This is a genomic window from Collimonas sp. GW821-FHT02H07 (genome assembly GCF_059421505.1).
Map to the genome: position 1 here is coordinate 115,910 of NZ_JBWKVC010000003.1, position 17,353 is coordinate 133,262.

At 62.0% G+C, this 17,353-nt stretch carries 15 protein-coding genes; 10 read left to right on the forward strand and 5 right to left on the reverse strand.

Translation table 11 applies throughout. From position 1 onward, the window contains the following. Positions 1-235: 235 nt before the first annotated feature. From AC07V8_RS06645 to AC07V8_RS06660, 4 genes are all read left to right on the forward strand, one after another. Complete coding sequence (locus AC07V8_RS06645) at positions 236-805, forward strand: RNA polymerase sigma factor (protein WP_061942403.1); 570 nt, start codon at positions 236-238, stop codon at positions 803-805. Continuing rightward, the gene (locus AC07V8_RS06650) at positions 802-1,236 is read left to right on the forward strand and encodes a DUF3619 family protein (RefSeq protein ID WP_494679536.1); all 435 of its coding nucleotides are present in this window, start codon (positions 802-804) and stop codon (positions 1,234-1,236) included. Before AC07V8_RS06645 ends, AC07V8_RS06650 begins: the two co-directional genes overlap by 4 nt. Further along, positions 1,233-1,967, forward strand: coding sequence for a DUF3106 domain-containing protein (locus AC07V8_RS06655; RefSeq protein WP_494679537.1), 735 nt, complete (start codon positions 1,233-1,235; stop codon positions 1,965-1,967). Before AC07V8_RS06650 ends, AC07V8_RS06655 begins: the two co-directional genes overlap by 4 nt. Positions 1,968-2,032: 65 nt before the next feature. Next, on the forward strand, positions 2,033-2,530 hold the full coding sequence (locus AC07V8_RS06660) for an RDD family protein (RefSeq protein WP_494679538.1): 498 nt from the start codon (positions 2,033-2,035) through the stop codon (positions 2,528-2,530). A 39-nt stretch (positions 2,531-2,569) separates the two neighbouring features. On the opposite strand, the gene AC07V8_RS06665 is transcribed toward AC07V8_RS06660, so the two are convergent. After that, positions 2,570-3,415 (reverse strand): ferritin-like domain-containing protein, encoded by an 846-nt coding sequence (locus AC07V8_RS06665; RefSeq protein ID WP_494679539.1) that lies wholly within the window; start codon positions 3,413-3,415, stop codon positions 2,570-2,572. Between the two features lie 108 nt (positions 3,416-3,523). Between AC07V8_RS06665 and AC07V8_RS06670 the strand changes: the two genes are divergently transcribed. Both AC07V8_RS06670 and hslO read left to right on the forward strand, forming a co-directional pair. After that, positions 3,524-4,048 carry a gamma carbonic anhydrase family protein gene (locus tag AC07V8_RS06670; protein WP_494679540.1) on the forward strand — a complete coding sequence of 175 codons (525 nt, stop codon included), beginning with the start codon at positions 3,524-3,526 and terminating at the stop codon, positions 4,046-4,048. Positions 4,049-4,097: 49 nt separating this feature from the next. Next, positions 4,098-5,060, forward strand: coding sequence for an Hsp33 family molecular chaperone HslO (gene hslO, locus AC07V8_RS06675; protein ID WP_494679541.1), 963 nt, complete (start codon positions 4,098-4,100; stop codon positions 5,058-5,060). A gap of 91 nt (positions 5,061-5,151) precedes the next feature. Here the strand turns inward: hslO and ftsB are convergent, their stop codons facing one another. The 4 genes from ftsB to pyrG all read right to left on the reverse strand — a co-directional run bounded on the left by ftsB (position 5,152) and on the right by pyrG (position 9,522). After that, the gene (gene ftsB, locus AC07V8_RS06680) at positions 5,152-5,532 is read right to left on the reverse strand and encodes a cell division protein FtsB (RefSeq protein WP_098493421.1); all 381 of its coding nucleotides are present in this window, start codon (positions 5,530-5,532) and stop codon (positions 5,152-5,154) included. Positions 5,533-5,600: 68 nt separating this feature from the next. Beyond that, on the reverse strand, positions 5,601-6,884 hold the full coding sequence (eno, locus tag AC07V8_RS06685; RefSeq protein ID WP_211445100.1) for a phosphopyruvate hydratase: 1,284 nt from the start codon (positions 6,882-6,884) through the stop codon (positions 5,601-5,603). A gap of 121 nt (positions 6,885-7,005) precedes the next feature. Next, positions 7,006-7,860: a 3-deoxy-8-phosphooctulonate synthase gene (kdsA, locus tag AC07V8_RS06690; protein ID WP_211445099.1), complete on the reverse strand. Its 855-nt coding sequence runs from the start codon at positions 7,858-7,860 to the stop codon at positions 7,006-7,008. A 9-nt stretch (positions 7,861-7,869) separates the two neighbouring features. Next, positions 7,870-9,522 carry a CTP synthase gene (gene pyrG, locus AC07V8_RS06695; RefSeq protein WP_494679542.1) on the reverse strand — a complete coding sequence of 551 codons (1,653 nt, stop codon included), beginning with the start codon at positions 9,520-9,522 and terminating at the stop codon, positions 7,870-7,872. Between the two features lie 268 nt (positions 9,523-9,790). Here pyrG and AC07V8_RS06700 point away from each other — a divergent pair, with 268 nt between their 5' ends. The 4 genes from AC07V8_RS06700 to AC07V8_RS06715 all read left to right on the forward strand — a co-directional run bounded on the left by AC07V8_RS06700 (position 9,791) and on the right by AC07V8_RS06715 (position 17,295). Beyond that, positions 9,791-11,218 (forward strand): MFS transporter, encoded by a 1,428-nt coding sequence (locus tag AC07V8_RS06700; protein WP_494679543.1) that lies wholly within the window; start codon positions 9,791-9,793, stop codon positions 11,216-11,218. A gap of 166 nt (positions 11,219-11,384) precedes the next feature. After that, positions 11,385-12,872 (forward strand): efflux transporter outer membrane subunit, encoded by a 1,488-nt coding sequence (locus tag AC07V8_RS06705; protein ID WP_494679544.1) that lies wholly within the window; start codon positions 11,385-11,387, stop codon positions 12,870-12,872. Between the two features lie 20 nt (positions 12,873-12,892). Further along, positions 12,893-14,113, forward strand: a complete 1,221-nt coding sequence (locus AC07V8_RS06710; RefSeq protein ID WP_494679545.1) for an efflux RND transporter periplasmic adaptor subunit — start codon at positions 12,893-12,895, stop codon at positions 14,111-14,113. After that, complete coding sequence (locus AC07V8_RS06715; protein ID WP_494679546.1) at positions 14,110-17,295, forward strand: efflux RND transporter permease subunit; 3,186 nt, start codon at positions 14,110-14,112, stop codon at positions 17,293-17,295. Before AC07V8_RS06710 ends, AC07V8_RS06715 begins: the two co-directional genes overlap by 4 nt. Positions 17,296-17,353 lie beyond the last annotated feature (58 nt).

A 17,353-nucleotide genomic window follows, 5' to 3' on the forward strand; every position in this document is an offset into this window, starting at 1 on the left:
CCTTTTTTGCTAGCATTCGGCCAGTCTTGAAATTAATCGTAAGCCATTGTTTATCAAGGTAATGGCCGAAACAATTCCAGACACAGGCCAAGGGCGGCTGGCGCCAACGAGTCGACACCGGGGCCTGCTCCAGGCGTGGCCGTATTCCGTCAGCATGACAATGTAGTGAAACAGTATCTTGAACCAAAGCAGTAGCCCTTAAGTAGCCCGTCAATGACCGAATCCGCCGCACAGCATGGCCACAGATAAAGAACTTTCCGACTTCCTCGAAAATGTCGAGCGCCGGGCTTTCAAGCAGGCGGTATATGCCGTCCGCAAGGATGAATCGGCGCTGGACATCGTCCAGGACGCCATGATCAAGCTGGCCGAAAAATACGGCGACAAGCCGGCCGCCGAGCTGCCGATGCTGTTCCAGCGCATCCTGCAGAACACCATACACGACTATTTCCGCAGGGAAAAAGTCCGCAACACCTGGGTCAGCCTGTTTTCCAGCATGGGGCATAACAACGCCAATGATGAGGACTATGATGTGCTGGAAACCTTCGAATCGCCGGAAGATTCGCAGGCTACGGAGTCCAGCGCCAACAAGCTGGAACGTGAGCAAATCCTCAACATCATCGACCAGGAAGTACAGAAGCTGCCGGCGCGTCAACGGGAAGCCTTCCTGATGCGTTATTGGGAGGACATGGATGTTGCCGAGACCGCGGCCGCAATGGGATGCTCGGAAGGCAGCGTAAAAACGCACTGCTCTCGCGCAACGCACACTCTGGCGCTGTCGCTCAAGGCCAAAGGAATCAGCTTATGAACCACAAACAAATCAACTTCGCTTTCAAGGTGCGGCATGCACTGAATGAAAACCTGGACAACCTGCCGGCGCCGGCGGTCGATCGCCTGGCCGCAGCGCGCCAGGCTGCGCTTGCGCGCAAGAAGAAAGACGCTCCGACCCGTGTCCTGGCGCGCCAGGGCGTGCTGGCCGGCCATGCGGGTAATTTTTTCAATGATCCGCTGTCCTGGCTGACGCGCATCGGCGTCGCTGCGCCCATCCTGGCCGGCGTGGTGCTGTTGGCAGGTTTGTATCAATTCGAGCAGCAGCACCGGATTGCCGCCGCAGCCGATATCGACGCTGCCGTGTTGTCGGATGAACTGCCGCCATCGGCCTATCTGGACCGCGGCTTCAGTGCCTACCTGGCGCAGCAGCCGGAACCGCAGCAAGACAGTACGCAGCAAGAGCAATGACTTTGACCACTTCTCCCCGTCCGAGTGAGCGCAAGGCCACGGCCGGCAAGCTGAGCGGCCGCGCCAAGCGCCTGATCGGCGCTGCGTTTGCGTTGCTGATCACTGGCGGCGCCGTATTGGCGGTGGTCGGACCGGTGACGCCGACCCATGCCGCCCCGCTCGCTGCCAGCGCCAACGAGGCGCACGTCAACCTCCCCAAGATGACCAAGGTGGTCGGCAATGCCGTGCCCAACTGGGTTGAGCTGACCGCCGTGCAGCAGCACATCCTGGCGCCGCTGGCCCCCGACTGGGACAAACTGAAGCCGACCACCCGCAAAAAGTGGCTGGAGATCAGTGGCCGCTACGTCAACATGACCCCTGCCGAACAAGACAGACTGCAAGCCCGGATGCGCGGCTGGGTCACCCTGACACCGGAACAGCGGCGTATTGCGCGTGAAAACTATGCGCGCGCCAACAAACTGGATACCGAACAGAGAGCCTTGCGCTGGCAGCAATACCAGCAACTCTCCGAAGAAAAAAAGAAAGAGCTGGCCGAACAAGCCACGCCGCCGCATAAGCGCGTGACCACCATGCCGCCGGCCAATTTGAACAAGAACAAGCCGTCCGCCCCGGTCAAACTGGCGCCGCCGGCAGGTGCGGAACAAACCGCAGTGATTCCGCCGGCGCCGGCAGCCGCAACGCCGGCGGCAATCGCTGCACCGGCGCCGGCCGTTGCGCCCGCCGCCAAATAAGCATTTTGAACGCGCCCGCTTCGCCCGTCACCCCTGCGCTCGCCAGCGCGCAGCAGACCCCGTCATTGAAACGCCGTTTCGGCAGCATGATGTATGAAGCCATGCTGCTATTCGGCATCTTGTTCATTTCAGGCTGGATTTTTTCCACCCTGCTGCAGCAGCGTAACGCCCTCTATCTGCGGCATGCCCAGCAAGCCTGGCTGTTCCTGGTGCTGACTGTGTATTTCGTCTGGTGCTGGAGCCATGGCGGCCAGACCCTGGCCATGAAAACCTGGCGCATCCGGCTGGTCAAGCGCGATGGCAGCGCGGTCAAGGCCGGGCGCGCGGCGCTGCGCTTCCTGCTGAGCTGGTGCTGGTTTCTGCCAGGGCTGGCGCTGGCCTGGGCGCTGGGCGCGCACACCTGGATGCTGGTCTGGGTGCCGGCCGCCAATTTCACCCTCTGGGCCATGACGATTTACCTGGATCCCGAACGCCAGTTCCTGCATGACCGCATCGCCGGCACCAGGCTGGTGAACATGGCGGAAATCGCCGTCCCCGCCGGCAAACACAAGTGGTACCACTAACCACAAAGTAAAAGTAGCCGTCCAGCTGGGCGGCTTTTTTTATTCCTGCTGTTGCAGGGCCAGCAGTTCTTGCTCGGAAAACCCGGCCGCCCTCCTCGCCTCCAGATTGAAGGGGCCGCGCAAGATCGGCGCCTTGTATTGCACGGCCAGGGCAGCAAAAGCTGCCAGCGGCTCCAGCTGGCGGCGCTGGCACAACCAGCCGTACCAGCGGTTGCCGATGGCCACGTGGCCGATCTCATCGCACAGGATGATGTCGATGATCGCCGCCGCCTGTTCGTCGCCGGCCTGCGCCAGCTTGGCGCGGGTGCGCGGCGAAGCATCCAGCCCGCGCGCTTCCATCATGCGCGGCACCAGCGCCATCCTGGCGACGATGTCGTCACTGGTCTTTTCCGTCAGCTCCCACAGGCTGTTGTGCGCGGAGAAATCGCCGTAGGAATAGCCCAGGGCCTGCAAATGCCTTGCCAGCAGGCTGAAATGATAAGCTTCTTCCCTGGCCACCCGCAGCCAGTCGGCATAATACTCAGACGGCATGCCGGCAAAGCGCCAGATGGCGTCGAGCGCCAGGTTGATGGCGTTGAATTCGATATGCGCCAGCGCATGGATCATGGCGGCGCGCCCTTCCACTGTCGCCATGGAGCGATGCTTTACCTCGCGCGGCGGCACCAGTGCGGGCAGCAACGGCCGCCCCGGTATGGCAGCGACGGCGCTCAGCACTGCGTCCGCAGCCAGTGTCATGCCGCCATTGTCCCAGGCGGCTGCCATCGCCTCAACCGCGGCAACCTTGGCCGCGACGTCTGCCTCGCACAGGCATTGCAGGGCGAGCGTACGCAGCTCCGCCTTGGCGTCAATGGCGAGGGCGAGGCAAGAATCGGACGGCTGGTTCATGTCAGGGACGGTAAAATGACGGTACGGTTGAAAAATCGGATTACGGACATATCTACTGACATTAATTAACGGCATCCAGCATTTTACGGAGCGTATTTTACATAACTTATGGCTATCTACCAATTGGGCGAGCATGCCCCCGACATCGCCCCATCGGCCTATATCGCGCCGTCCGCCAACCTGATCGGCAAGGTGAAGATTGAAGCCGACGCCAGCGTCTGGTTCGGCGTCACCATCCGCGGCGATAATGAATTGATTACGGTTGGCCAGGGCAGCAATGTGCAGGAAAGCAGTACGCTGCATACCGACATGGGCTTCCCGTTGACGATAGGCAGGAATGTTACCATTGGACATCAGGCAATGTTGCATGGCTGCACGATTGGCGACGGCGCCCTGATCGGCATCCAGGCCGTGATCCTGAACGGCGCCAAGATCGGCAAGAACTGCCTGGTGGGCGCCGGCGCGCTGGTCACCGAAGGCAAGGAATTCCCCGACAATTCGCTGATCATCGGTTCCCCGGCCAAAGTGGTGCGCATCCTCAGCGAACAGGATGTCGCCGCGCTGGCCGGCAACGCCAGCCACTATGTCGCGCGCGGCCAGGAGTACAAGACCGGGCTCAAGCAAATCGGATAATCCGCAAGCAATAAAGCAGTCAATCAACAGAAAAACACTGGATAAAGATATGGACGTAACAACAATGCTGGAAACAAGCGACGCTGCCAGCGACTCGCTGCAGAAATTCATGGTGGAGAATGCCGCGGTGCGCGGCGAGCTGGTAGAGTTGTCCGCGACCTGGCAGCAGGTGCTGACCCATCATCATTATCCGCAGCCGGTGACGACGCTGCTGGGTGAAATGATGGCGGCCGCAGCCTTGATGTCCGCCAATCTGAAATTCAATGGCGTCATCGTCATGCAGATCCACGGCGACGGCCCGGTCCGCCTGCTGGTGGCCGAGTGCGATTCGCAACTGCACATGCGCGCCACCGCCAAGCTGGCGCCGGATGCGGTGATCGACGACGACGCCAGCATGTCGCAGCTGGTCAACCTGAACGGCCAGGGACGTTTCGTCATTACACTTGATCCGCAAGACAAGATGCCAGGCCAGAAGCCTTACCAAGGTATCGTGCCGCTGGACGGCGAGAGCGTCGCCACCGTCATCGAAAACTACATGCTGCGCTCGGAACAGCTCGACACCAAGCTCTGGCTGGCCGCGGACAGCAAGGTGGCGCGCGGCCTGCTGCTGCAAAAACTGCCGAATCACGGCGGCATCGATGCGCCGGTCAACGACGACCTGGAAACATGGAACCGCTTCATGGCGCTGGGCGGCACCCTGCAGCCGAAAGAAATGCTGACGACCGATATCCAGACCCTGATGCGGCGCCTGTTCTGGGAAGAAAATATCCGCGTGTTCGAGCCGCAGCTGCCTAGTTTCCAATGCAACTGTTCGCGCGAGAAAGTCGGCAACATGCTGAAAATGCTGGGCAAGCCCGAAATCGAGGAAGCCCTGGCGGATCTGGGCAAGCTGGCGGTGGATTGCGATTTCTGCGGCCAGCATTATGAATTCGACAAAGTGGACTGCGCTCACCTGTTCGCTACGGAAGCGCCGGTCGAGGCGCTGCTGACTACCGGGACCAGCAAGCACTAAAACAAAACGGCGCTGCATTATTCAACATAATGCAGCGCCGTGGCTTGATGCAGCGGGCGCTCTTGCCGAGCTGCCCGCAAAATTCGATATATCAGTGCTGCGGCTTCTTGCCTCGCTCATCCGGCACGGCAACCGCCACCGTCTTCTCCACCGCGGTCAGTTCCGCATTCGGCGGCGCCGGCGCATCGGCCGGATTGCCGTTCGGATCGAGGATCTGGATAAAGATCTCATCCTGCTTGATCATGCCCAGCTCAGTGCGTGCCCGTTCTTCGACGGCGCCGGTGCCTTCTTTCAAATCATGCACTTCCGAATCCAGCTTGGCGTTGCGCGCTTTCAGCTCGTCGAGCTTGTCATGCGCGGCATGCACCTGCTGATCCATATCCCAGACGCGCAGCCAGCCGCCCTTGCCTAGCCACAGTGGGTACTGGACCAGTATCAGCAAGGCAGTCAGGAAAATGGCAATCAGGCGCATCGTTTCGGGCTTGGCTCTACTGTCTTGTATGTAAATCGGGGCGGACACTGATGCCCACCCCGGCTTGATTACTTCAGATTATAAAACGCGCCACGGCCAGGATAGCTGGCGACGTCGCCCAGGTCTTCTTCGATACGCAGCAGCTGGTTGTACTTGGCCATGCGGTCAGAACGCGACATCGAGCCGGTCTTGATCTGCAAGGCGTTCATGCCAACCGCGATATCGGCAATGGTCGAATCTTCAGTCTCGCCCGAACGGTGCGAGATCACTGCGGTGTAGCCGGCACGCTTGGCCATTTCAATCGCAGCGAAAGTTTCGGTCAAAGTGCCGATCTGGTTGATCTTGATCAGGATCGAATTGGCGATGTCCTTGTCGATGCCTTCTTTCAGGATCTTGGTGTTGGTGACGAACAGGTCGTCGCCCACCAGCTGGATCTTCTTGCCGAGGGTTTCGGTCAGCAGTTTCCAGCCGTCCCAGTCGTTTTCCGCCATGCCGTCTTCGATGCTGATGATCGGGTACTTGTCGCACCACGACGCCAGCAGGCCGGTGAACTGGGCGCCGGTCAGCGTCATGTTTTCGCCGGCCAGGACATAGCTGCCGTTCTTGTAGAATTCGCTGGCGGCGCAATCCAGGCCGAGGGCGATCTGCGTGCCTGGCTCATAGCCGGCGGCTTCGATCGCCTGGATGATCAGCTTCAGCGCTTCTTCGTGGCTGGCCAGGTTAGGCGCAAAGCCGCCTTCATCGCCGACCGCGGTCGACAGACCCTTGTCGTGCAGGATTTTCTTCAGCGCGTGGAACACTTCGGCGCCGTAACGCAGCGCTTCGCGGAAGCTCGGTGCGCCGACCGGGATGATCATGAATTCCTGGATGTCCAGGTTGTTGTCGGCATGTTCGCCGCCGTTGATGACGTTCATCATCGGCACCGGCATCTGCATCGCGCCACTGCCGCCGAAATAGCGGTACAGCGGCAGGCCGGCTTCTTCAGCAGCGGCCTTGGCCACCGCCATCGACACCGCCAGCATGGCGTTGGCGCCCAGGCGGCCCTTGTTTTCAGTGCCGTCGAGATCGATCAGGGTGCGATCCAGGAACGCTTGTTCGCTGGCATCCAGGCCCATGATGGCTTCGGAAATTTCAGTGTTGATATGCTCGCAGGCTTTGAGGACGCCCTTGCCGCCGTAACGGCTCTTGTCGCCGTCGCGCAGCTCGATCGCTTCGCGCGAACCGGTGGATGCGCCGGACGGCACAGCCGCGCGGCCCATCACGCCGGATTCCAGCAGGACGTCGCACTCTACAGTCGGATTACCGCGCGAATCAATAATTTCGCGGCCAATGATGTCAACGATTGCACTCATGTATTTCCCTATCAAATAAAAATATGCGCGATATTAAAACCATTTGCGGGGACAAGGTTCAAGCTTCACCACTTACTTGTATAGCGGCAGCTATATAGTCCCATACCGTCCCCCCAAGCAATCAACCGAAATTGCTTTCGATAAAGCCATTCTTTTTGACGACCCGGTCCAGGTCTATCATGGTCGACAACAATTCTTTGATGCGTCCCAGCGGCACCGCATTGGGGCCGTCCGACTTGGCTTCGGCTGGATTCGGATGGGTTTCCATGAACACGCCCGAGACGCCCACGGCGATCGCCGCACGCGCCAGCACCGGCACGAATTCGCGCTGGCCGCCGGAGGTGCTGCCCTGGCCGCCCGGCAACTGCACCGAGTGGGTAGCATCGAACACCACCGGGCAACCGGTTTCGCGCATGATCGCCAGCGAGCGCATGTCGGACACCAGGTTGTTGTAGCCGAACGAGGCGCCGCGTTCGCAGGCCATGAAATTATCTTCCGGCAGGCCGGCTTCGCGCGCCGCGGCACGCGCCTTGGCGATGACGTTGATCATGTCGTGCGGCGCCAGGAACTGGCCCTTCTTGATATTCACCGGCTTGCCGGACTGCGCGCAAGCATTGATGAAGTCGGTCTGGCGACACAGGAAAGCCGGCGTCTGCAAGACGTCGACCACCGCCGCCACCGGCTTGATTTCATCGATTTCATGGATATCGGTCAGCACCGGCACGCCGATTTGCGCTTTGACGTCGGCCAGGATCTCCAGCCCTTTTTCCATGCCGAGGCCGCGGAACGACGAACCGGATGAGCGGTTCGCCTTGTCGAAGGACGATTTGTAAATGAAATTGATGCCCAGCGCGCTGGTGATCTCTTTCAATGTGCCGGCGGTATCGAGCGCCATCTGGCGCGATTCGATCACGCACGGACCGGCGATCAGGAAAAACGGCTGATCCAGACCGATATCAAAACCACAAAGTTTCATGTTCTTTCCTTACGCAGCTGCGGTGTTGGCTTGCTTGTGCGCCAGCGCAGCCTTGATGAACGAAATAAACAAAGGATGGCCATCGCGCGGGGTCGACTTGAATTCCGGGTGATACTGGACGCCGACATACCAAGGATGGGCGTTGTCGCCAGTGCGCGGCAGTTCCATGATTTCACACAGGTCTTCCGTCGGCGTGCGGGCCGACACCACCAGCCCGGCCGCTTCGATGCGCTCCAGGTAATGGTTGTTGGCTTCATAGCGATGACGATGACGTTCGGTCACGGTCGGGCCGTAGATTTCCGCGGCCAGGGTGTCCGGCTTGATGTCGCAGGTTTGCGCGCCCAGGCGCATGGTGCCGCCCAGGTCGGAGTTGACGTCGCGCAGCTCCACCTTGCCGTCGTGGTTCTGCCATTCGGTGATCAGGGCCACTACCGGCTGGTCGGTCTGGGCATCGAATTCGGTCGAATTGGCGTGCGGCAGGTCGGCCTTGTTACGGGCGTACTCCAGCAGCGCAACTTGCATGCCGAGGCAGATGCCGAGGTAAGGGATCTTGTTTTCGCGGGCAAAGCGGGCAGCGGCAATCTTGCCTTCCACGCCACGCTTGCCGAAACCGCCAGGCACCAGGATCGCATCGTACTTGGCCAGCGGACCGGTGCCGGTGGCTTCGATTTCTTCCGAATCCAGGTATTCGATGTTGACCCGGCTGCCGGTATGGATGCCGGCGTGGCGCAAGGCTTCCGTCAGCGACTTGTACGATTCGGTCAGGTCGACGTATTTGCCGACCATGCCGATGGTGACTTCGTAGGTTGGATTTTCCAGCGCGTGCACCAGCTTGGTCCAGACCGAGAGATCGGCCGGCTTCGGCGACAGGCCCAGCTTTTCGCAGACGATCGCGTCCAGGCCCTGGTCGTGCAGCATTTGCGGGATCTTGTAGATGGTGTCAGCGTCCCACACCGAGATCACGGCGTCGCCCTGGACGTTCGAGAACAGCGAAATCTTGGCGCGTTCGTCGTCAGGAATCGGACGGTCGGCGCGGCACAGCAAGGCATCCGGTGAAATACCGATTTCGCGCAGCTTTTGCACGCTGTGCTGGGTCGGCTTGGTCTTCAGCTCACCGGCCGACACCAGGTACGGCACCAGCGTCAGGTGAACGAAAGCCGCCGCCTTGCGGCCGGCGCGCAAGCTCAGCTGACGCGCCGCTTCCAGGAACGGCAGGGATTCGATATCGCCGACGGTGCCGCCGATTTCCACCAGCGCCACGTCGAAGCCTTCGGCGCCGCGGTAGATGTAATCCTGGATTTCGTTGGTGATGTGCGGAATGACCTGCACCGTCTTGCCCAGGTACTCGCCGCGGCGTTCCTTGCGGATCACCGATTCGTAGATCTGGCCTGTGGTGAAGTTATTCACCTTCTTCATCTTGGCCGTAATGAAGCGCTCATAGTGGCCGAGGTCGAGGTCGGTCTCTGCGCCATCATCGGTCACAAACACTTCGCCGTGCTGGAACGGGCTCATGGTGCCTGGATCGACGTTGATGTACGGATCGAGTTTAAGAAGGGTGACTTTAAGGCCGCGTGATTCTAAAATCGCGGCGAGTGAGGCGGCTGCAATCCCTTTACCAAGGGATGAGACAACGCCACCGGTAACAAATACAAACTTAGTCATTACAGAAGGTGCCGAACGGCACATGCGGGAAATTCGAATTATACATCAAACAGCGCTCCCGGCAGCCGCCGGTGCGCGGAAAAATACTGCCTGTTGTGTTTCTCCATCGGCAAACGGCCGGCTGGCCGCCTGCATGAAATTGCGCTTCATGTAATAATTCCCGGCTTCGGCCCCGGCCTATCTGTCTCTCCCTATTCTCCCATCCGAACGTGCTTATCTTGCCTCTCCTCCAATCAAGTGTTGCGGCTATGCCGCGCGTTCTGCCTCTATGAGCCAGCTGTTCGGCGACATGCCGGAAGACGACGGCCTGCCCGGCGCGGCGCGGCGGGTGGCGATTATCGTCATGATCCTGGGCACCAGCATGACCGTGCTGGACGGCTCTATTGTCAACGTCGCGCTGCCGATGATCGCGCGCAGCCTGGAGGTGGATCCGGCGGCGGCGGTCTGGATAGCCAATGCCTATATCCTGGCTGGCGCCATGACCATGGTGGCGTTCGCCTCGATCGGCGAAGTGTTCGGCTTCCGCCGGCTATATATGAGCGGGATCCTGGTATTTACCCTGGCGTCGCTGGGCTGCGCCCTGGCGCCGTCGCTGCCCGTCCTCAACGGCATGCGCTTCCTGCAAGGCCTGGGCGGCGCTGCCGCCATGAGCATCGGCCCGGCGCTGTACCGCAACATCTTCCCGACCCGGCTGCTGGGCACGGCGCTGGGCGTCAATGCGCTGGTGGTAGCCTCCTCCACCGCCGCCGGGCCGGCTATCGGCGGCCTGATGCTGTCAGTGCTGAGCTGGCCCTGGCTGTTCGCTGTCAACGTGCCAATCGGGATTGTTACCTTGCTGCTGGCGCGGCGCGTGCTGCCGCGCGATCCCGGCCGCGGCGGCAAGTTCGACGCCACCGGCGCACTGCTCTCGGCGGTCGCCCTGGGTACTTTCGTGATGGCGGTGGACGGCTTGTCGCGCCACGACAGCCGGGCCAAGGAACTGTTATTAGGCGGCATTGCGCTGGCTGCGATCATTCTGTTTATTATCCGACAACGGAAATATTCAGCGCCGCTGCTGCCGCTTGATATTTTTGCATCACAACGCTTTTCGATGGCGGTCGCCACCTCGCTCTGCTCCTTCGTTGGCCAGGGCATTGCCTTTATTGCATTACCCTTCCTGTTCCAGGGCGCCTACGGCTTCACACCGCTGCTCTCCGCCGCCCTGTTCACCCCTTGGCCGGTGGCCATCGCCATCACGGCGCCGATTGCCGGCCGCTTGGCCGATCGCTACTCGGCGGCGCTGCTGTCGACTTGCGGCCTGCTGGTGCTGACCATCGGCCTGGTGCTGCTGGCCTGCCTCGGCGAACACGCCTCGATCCCGGACATCCTGTGGCGCGCCTTCGTCTGCGGGCTCGGCTTCGGCTTCTTTCAAAGTCCCAACAACCGTGAAATGCTGAGCAACGCGCCGCGCGCGCGCAGCGGCACCGCCTCCGGCGTGCTGGCGATTGCCCGCACTTTCGGGCAGTCGCTGGGCGCGGCGCTGGTTGCCGTGGTGCTGGCCGCCACCAGCATCGCCCAGGCCAGCGCCAGCACCGCCCAGCTCGACGCCAGCGCAGTGCATCTGTCGCTCTGGCTTGCCGCCAGCGCAACCTTGCTTGCCACCATCATCAGCGCGCTGCGCATCCGTCACGGGCGCATGCAGGAAACCCCGGTGTAAGCGAAACTGACAGAATTGTCATATTAGCGACAGCATCGGGTACCGCAGCAGGATTTAAAGTGTTTCAAATACTGTCCGATGCTGCGCACGGCGCGAATGAGCATTTCTCGCTGCGGGCTGCCCGGACGTTCTATTCGAAGTTCCGGACGCCAGCCTAATCAGACTCATGAATTTCCCACCTCCCTCAAGAAACCTCTCCGGCGCCATCCTGGCTGCCGCGGTCGCGCTAGCGCTGGCCGGATGCGCAGTCGGTCCAGACTATGTACGTCCTACGATGGACCTGCCCGCCCACTACAAGGAAAACGGCCCCTGGAAACAGGCGGAACCGCAGCAGATCGACAGCAGCCACAACTGGTGGGAAGCGTATGGCGACAGCACGCTGAACACGCTGATGCAGCAAGCCAACCGGGCCAACCAGAATATCGCCCAGGCCGAAGCCCAGTACCGCCAGGCGCGCGCCGCGGCGGATGCCGCGCGCTCAGGCTTCTGGCCGACGGTCGGCGTCAGCGCCGGCGCCAGCCGCTCGCTCAGCAACAGCAATGGCGTCCGCCTCGGCAACAACTACAGCGCCGGACTTCAAGGCAGCTGGGAACCGGATGTCTGGGGCGCCGTGCGGCGCTCGGTGGAAGCCGGCGATGCCGGCAGCCAGGCCAGCGCGGCCAACCTGGCGGCTGCCCGTCTTAGCATCCAGGCGACCCTGGCGCAAGACTACCTGCAATTGCGCATTACCGACCTGCTGAAAGACTTGTACGCGCGCACCACCGCGGCCTACGCCCGCTCGCTCAAGCTGACGCAAAGCCAGTACGCCGTCGGCGTCGCGCTGCGCTCGGATGTGGCGTTGGCGGAAAGCCAGCTGAAGACTGCCGAGGCGCAAGCCATCGATCTGCAGGCGCAGCGCAGCCAGCTGGAACATGCCATCGCCATCCTGACAGGCCAGGCGCCAGCCGGATTCACGCTGGCGGCGGCGCCGGCCGATCCGCAAATGGTGGCCAGGATGCAGGCAGGCTTGCCGGCGATCCCGGCCGGACTGCCGTCGGAGCTGCTGGAACGGCGGCCGGATATCTCCAACGCCGAACGCAATGTGGCGGTGGCGAACGCCAATATCGGCGTCGCCAAGGCGGCTTATTTCCCGGCGCTGACGCTGAGCGCCAGCGGCGGCTTCAACAGTAGCAGCCTGGCGCAATGGTTCAATACGCCAAGCCGGGTGTGGTCGCTGGGAGCGGCGCTGGCCGAAACGATTTTCGACGGCGGCCTGCGCCGCGCCCATACGGCGCAGGCGGTCGCAGCGTATGACGCAGCAGTGGCGCAGTACAAGCAAACGGTGCTGGGCGGCTTCCAGGAAGTGGAGGACAACCTGGCGACGCTGAATGTGCTCGACCAGGAATCGGTGGCCCAAGGGCAAGCCGTGAAAGCCTCGCAGCTGGCCGAGCAGCTGGCGCTCAGCCAGTACCGCGCCGGCACCGCCACCTACCTGGCGGTAGTCACCGCGCAAACGCTGGCGCTGAGCAATGAGCGCACCCTGGTGCAGCTGGTGGGCCGCCAGCTGGTCGCCAGCGTGGCGCTGATCAAGGCGGTCGGCGGCGGCTGGGATGCGTCCCGGCTGAGCCAGGCCGATAACGCCGCCCAAGCGAAGAACAACAATACCGCCAATTAATTTTCCGAACCGACAACGACATGACCACCACACTTTCCAAAACCCGTTCGACGCTGCTGATCACTGCCGCGATACTGGTCCTGATCGGCGCCGCCGGCTGGGACCTGAGCCACAAAGCTGACGCTGCCGCGCCGCCGGCTGCCGCGGCGCCGGCGGTATCGGTGAGCACCACGCCGGTGAAGCAACAAGATATGCCGATGTACCTGTCCGGCGTCGGCACCGTCACCTCCAACGCCAGCGTGACAGTCAAGGCGCGCATCGACGGCCAGCTCGACAAGGTCGGCTTCGTCGAAGGCCAGGACGTCAAGGCCGGCCAGCTGCTGGCGCAAATCGATCCGCGCACCTTGCAGGCGCAGCTGGCGCAAGCGGTGGCGCAAAAAGCCAAGGACCAGGCGACGCTGGTCAACGCCAGGCTCGACCTGCAACGCTACACCACGCTGGTGCAGCAAGACGCCGCCACGCAGCAAACCCTGGATGCGCAACACGCCCAGGTCAACCAGCTGCAAGCCGCGGTGCAAGCCGACGATGCGCAAATCAACTACGCCAAGGTGCAGCTCAGCTTCACCAGCATCGTGGCGCCGATCAGCGGCCGCGTCGGCGCCCGTCTGGTCGACCCCGGCAACATCGTCCACGCTGCCGACACCAACGGCCTGGTGGTGATCAACCAGATCGATCCGATCGCGGTGGTGTTCACCTTGCCGGAAGAGAGCTTCCAGAATATCAACGCCGCCCTGCACAGCAGCCAGAAGCCGCTCGCGGTGCAGGCCTTTGCCCGCAACAGCAGCACCATGCTGTCGCAAGGCAGCCTGACCCTGCTGAACAACCAGATCGACACCAGCACCGGCACCGTGCAGCTGAAAGGGATTTTCCAGAACCCGTCGCATGTGCTATGGCCGGGCCAGTATGTCAACGTGCGGCTGGTGCTGGGCGACCGCAAGCAAGCCTTGACGATTCCCGCCAGCGCCGTGCAGCGCAGCCAGGACGGCACTTACGCCTATGTGATCGACGCCGGCGGCAAGGCGCAGATCCAGACCATCCAGGTGGCGAATATCCAGGACGGCATCGCCGTCATCGACAAGGGCCTGAGCGCCGGACAACGGGTGGTGGTCGACGGCCAGTACAAGCTGAAGCCGGGCATCAAGGTGAGCGAGGATGCCGCGGTGCGCGGCAACAGCAATGGCAACAGCAGCGCTTCCAGTGCAGCGGCAGCAGCATCCGCAATTAAGGGGACAAGCAATTGAGCATCTCCGCCACCTTCATTAAACGCCCTATCGGCACCACCCTGCTGGCGCTTGCGATTTTCCTGGTGGGCGCCGCGGTGTGGCCGCTGCTGCCGGTGGCGCCGCTGCCGCAGGTAGATTTCCCGACCATCCAGGTCTCCGCCAACTTGCCCGGCGGCAGTCCGGAAACCATGGCGTCTAGCGTGGCGCAGCCGCTGGAACGGCAATTCTCGCTGATCGCCGGCTTGTCGCAGATGACTTCCAGCAGCTCGCTCGGCTCCTCGCAAATCACGCTGCAGTTCGACCTCAACCGCAACATCGACGCCGCCGCCCTCGACGTCCAGGCGGCAATCACCGCCGCCAGCGGCCAGTTGCCGGCCAACCTGCCGAGTCCGCCGACCTTCCGCAAGGTCAATCCGGCCGATTCGCCCATCCTGGTGATCGCGGTGCAGTCGGATGCCCTGCCGCTGATCCAGGTGAACGATTTCGCCGACAACATCCTGGCGCAGCAGATTTCACAGATTCCCGGCGTCGGCCTGGTGAATATCGGCGGCGTGCAAAAACCGGCGGTGCGGATTCAGGTCGATCCGACCAAGCTGTCCGCCATCGGCATCAGCCTGGAAGATATCCGGGGCGTGATCGCCAGCACTACCGTCAACCAGCCTAAGGGCACGGTCGACGGCGCCAAGCAAAGCTTCACCGTCTACACCAATGACCAGCTGCTGAGCGCCGAGCCATGGAACGACATGGTGCTGGCCTACAAGAACGGCGCGCCGATCCGCGTGCGCGATATCGGCGTCGCAGTAGACGCGCCGGAGAACGTCAAGGTTGCGGGCTGGGCCTATGCCGGCGCCGCCGCGCCGGCCGCCAACACCATCATCAACGGCCGTTCGATCGTGCTGGCGGTCACCAAGCAGCCGGGCGCCAACGTGATCGAAACCGTGGACCGCATCAAGGCCGCCATGCCGCGCCTGCAGGCTGCAATCCCGCCGACCGTGCATATCAACACCCTGATCGACCGCACCCAGACCATCCGCGCCTCGGTGGCCGACGTCGAGTTCACGCTGGTGCTGACCATTGCCCTGGTGGTGCTGGTGATTTTCCTGTTCCTGCGCAACGTGCCGGCAACCCTGATCCCTAGCGTGACGGTGCCGCTGGCGCTGCTCGGCACCGCCGGCGTCATGTACCTGCTGGGCTTCAGCCTGGACAACCTGTCGCTGATGGCGCTGACCATTGCAGTCGGCTTCGTGGTCGACGACGCCATCGTCATGCTGGAAAATATCTACCGCTATGTGGAAGAAGGCATGTCGCCGATGGAAGCGGCCTACAAGGGCGCCGGGGAGATCAGTTTCACGATCATCTCGATCTCGGTATCGCTGGTGGCGGTGTTCATTCCGCTGCTGCTGATGGGCGGCATCGTCGGCCGTTTGTTCCGTGAATTTGCGATCACCGTGACGCTGACGATTGCGGTCTCGGTGGTGATTTCGCTGACGCTGACGCCGATGCTGTGCTCGCGCTTCCTCAAGCCGCACTCTGCCGAATCGCATGGCCGCATGTATCAGATGTTCGAGCGCGGTTTCGATGCCATGCTGAACGCCTACAAGCGCGGCTTGCATGTGGTGCTGCGCCACCAGTTCATCACCTTGATGGTGTTCTTCGCCACCATGATCGCCACCGTGGCGCTGTTCGTCGTGATTCCGAAAGGCTTCTTTCCGCAGCAGGATACCGGCTTCGTTTACGGCTTTGCCGAATCCGGACAGGACTCTTCGTTTTCCGCGATGAACAAGCGCATGCTGGCGCTGGCCGATATCGTGCGCAAGGATCCGGACGTCACCGGCTTCGGCATGAGCGGCGGCCAGAACACCTTCAATACCGGCAATTTTTTCATCAGCCTGAAGCCGAAGGATGAGGGACGCACCGCCAGCGCCGACCAGATCATCACCCGCCTGCGGCCGCAGCTGGCCAAGGTGCAAGGGGTCAACCTGTTCCTCCAGGCCGGCCAGGATATCAACGTCGGCGGCCGCTTGTCGCGCACCCAGTACCAGTACACTGTGACCGACTCCAATCTGGATGAACTGAACGTCTGGGCGCCGAAACTGCTGGGCCGCTTCCGCCAGCTGCCAGAGCTGACCGATGTCGCCTCCGACCAGCAGAATGCCGCCGCCTCGGCCAGCCTGACCATCGACCGTGCGCGCGCCTCCAGCTTCGGCATCACGCCGGCGCTGATCGACGCTACCATCTACGATGCCATCGGCCAGCGCCAGGTCGCGCAGTACTTCACGCAGATCAACAGCTACCACGTGATCCTGGAAGTGACGCCCAAGCTGCAGCAGGATCCCGACCTGTTCAGCAAGCTCTACCTGACTTCGCCGGTCACCGGCCAGCAGGTGCCGCTGTCGACCTTCGTCACCATCGACACCAACAAGACGTCCTATCTGTCGATCAGCCACCAGGGCCAGTTCCCGGCGGTGACGATTTCCTTCAACCTGGCGCCCGGCGTGGCGCTGGGCGAAGCGGTCGACGCCATCACCAAGGCGCAGAACCAGATGGGCGTGCCGTCGACCCTGAGCGGCGCCTTCCAGGGCACCGCCAAGGCTTTCGGCGATTCGCTGTCGTCGCAGCCTTACCTGATCGCCGCCGCCCTCGTTGCGGTATACATTGTGCTGGGCCTGCTGTATGAAAGCTACATCCATCCGCTGACGATCCTGTCGACCCTGCCTTCGGCCGGCGTCGGCGCCCTGCTGATCCTGATGATGGGCGGTTATGACCTGAGCGTGATTGCGTTGATCGGCATCATCCTGCTGATCGGCATCGTCAAGAAGAACGGCATCATGATGATCGACTTCGCCCTGACCGCCGAGCGGCAGCACGGCATGAAGCCGGAAGAAGCCATCTACCAGGCTTGCCTGCTGCGCTTCCGGCCGATCATGATGACCACCATGTGCGCGCTGCTGAGCGGCTTGCCGCTGATGCTAGGACATGGCGCCGGTTCGGAACTGCGCCGTCCGCTGGGCTATGCCATGGTCGGCGGCCTGGTGCTGTCGCAGGCGCTGACCTTGTTCACCACGCCGGTGGTCTATCTATACCTGGACCGCGCCCATTACTGGTATGAGCGTCGCAAGGAAGCGCGGCGCGCGCGCAAGGCGGCGCGTAAGGCTGGCACGACGGTTGCAAACGCTCCGGCCGTGATAGATTCGAAATAATCAAAACAGAAATTGCTCAATCCTGCACGGCGCCATGTTGCTGGCGCTGAGCAGGACA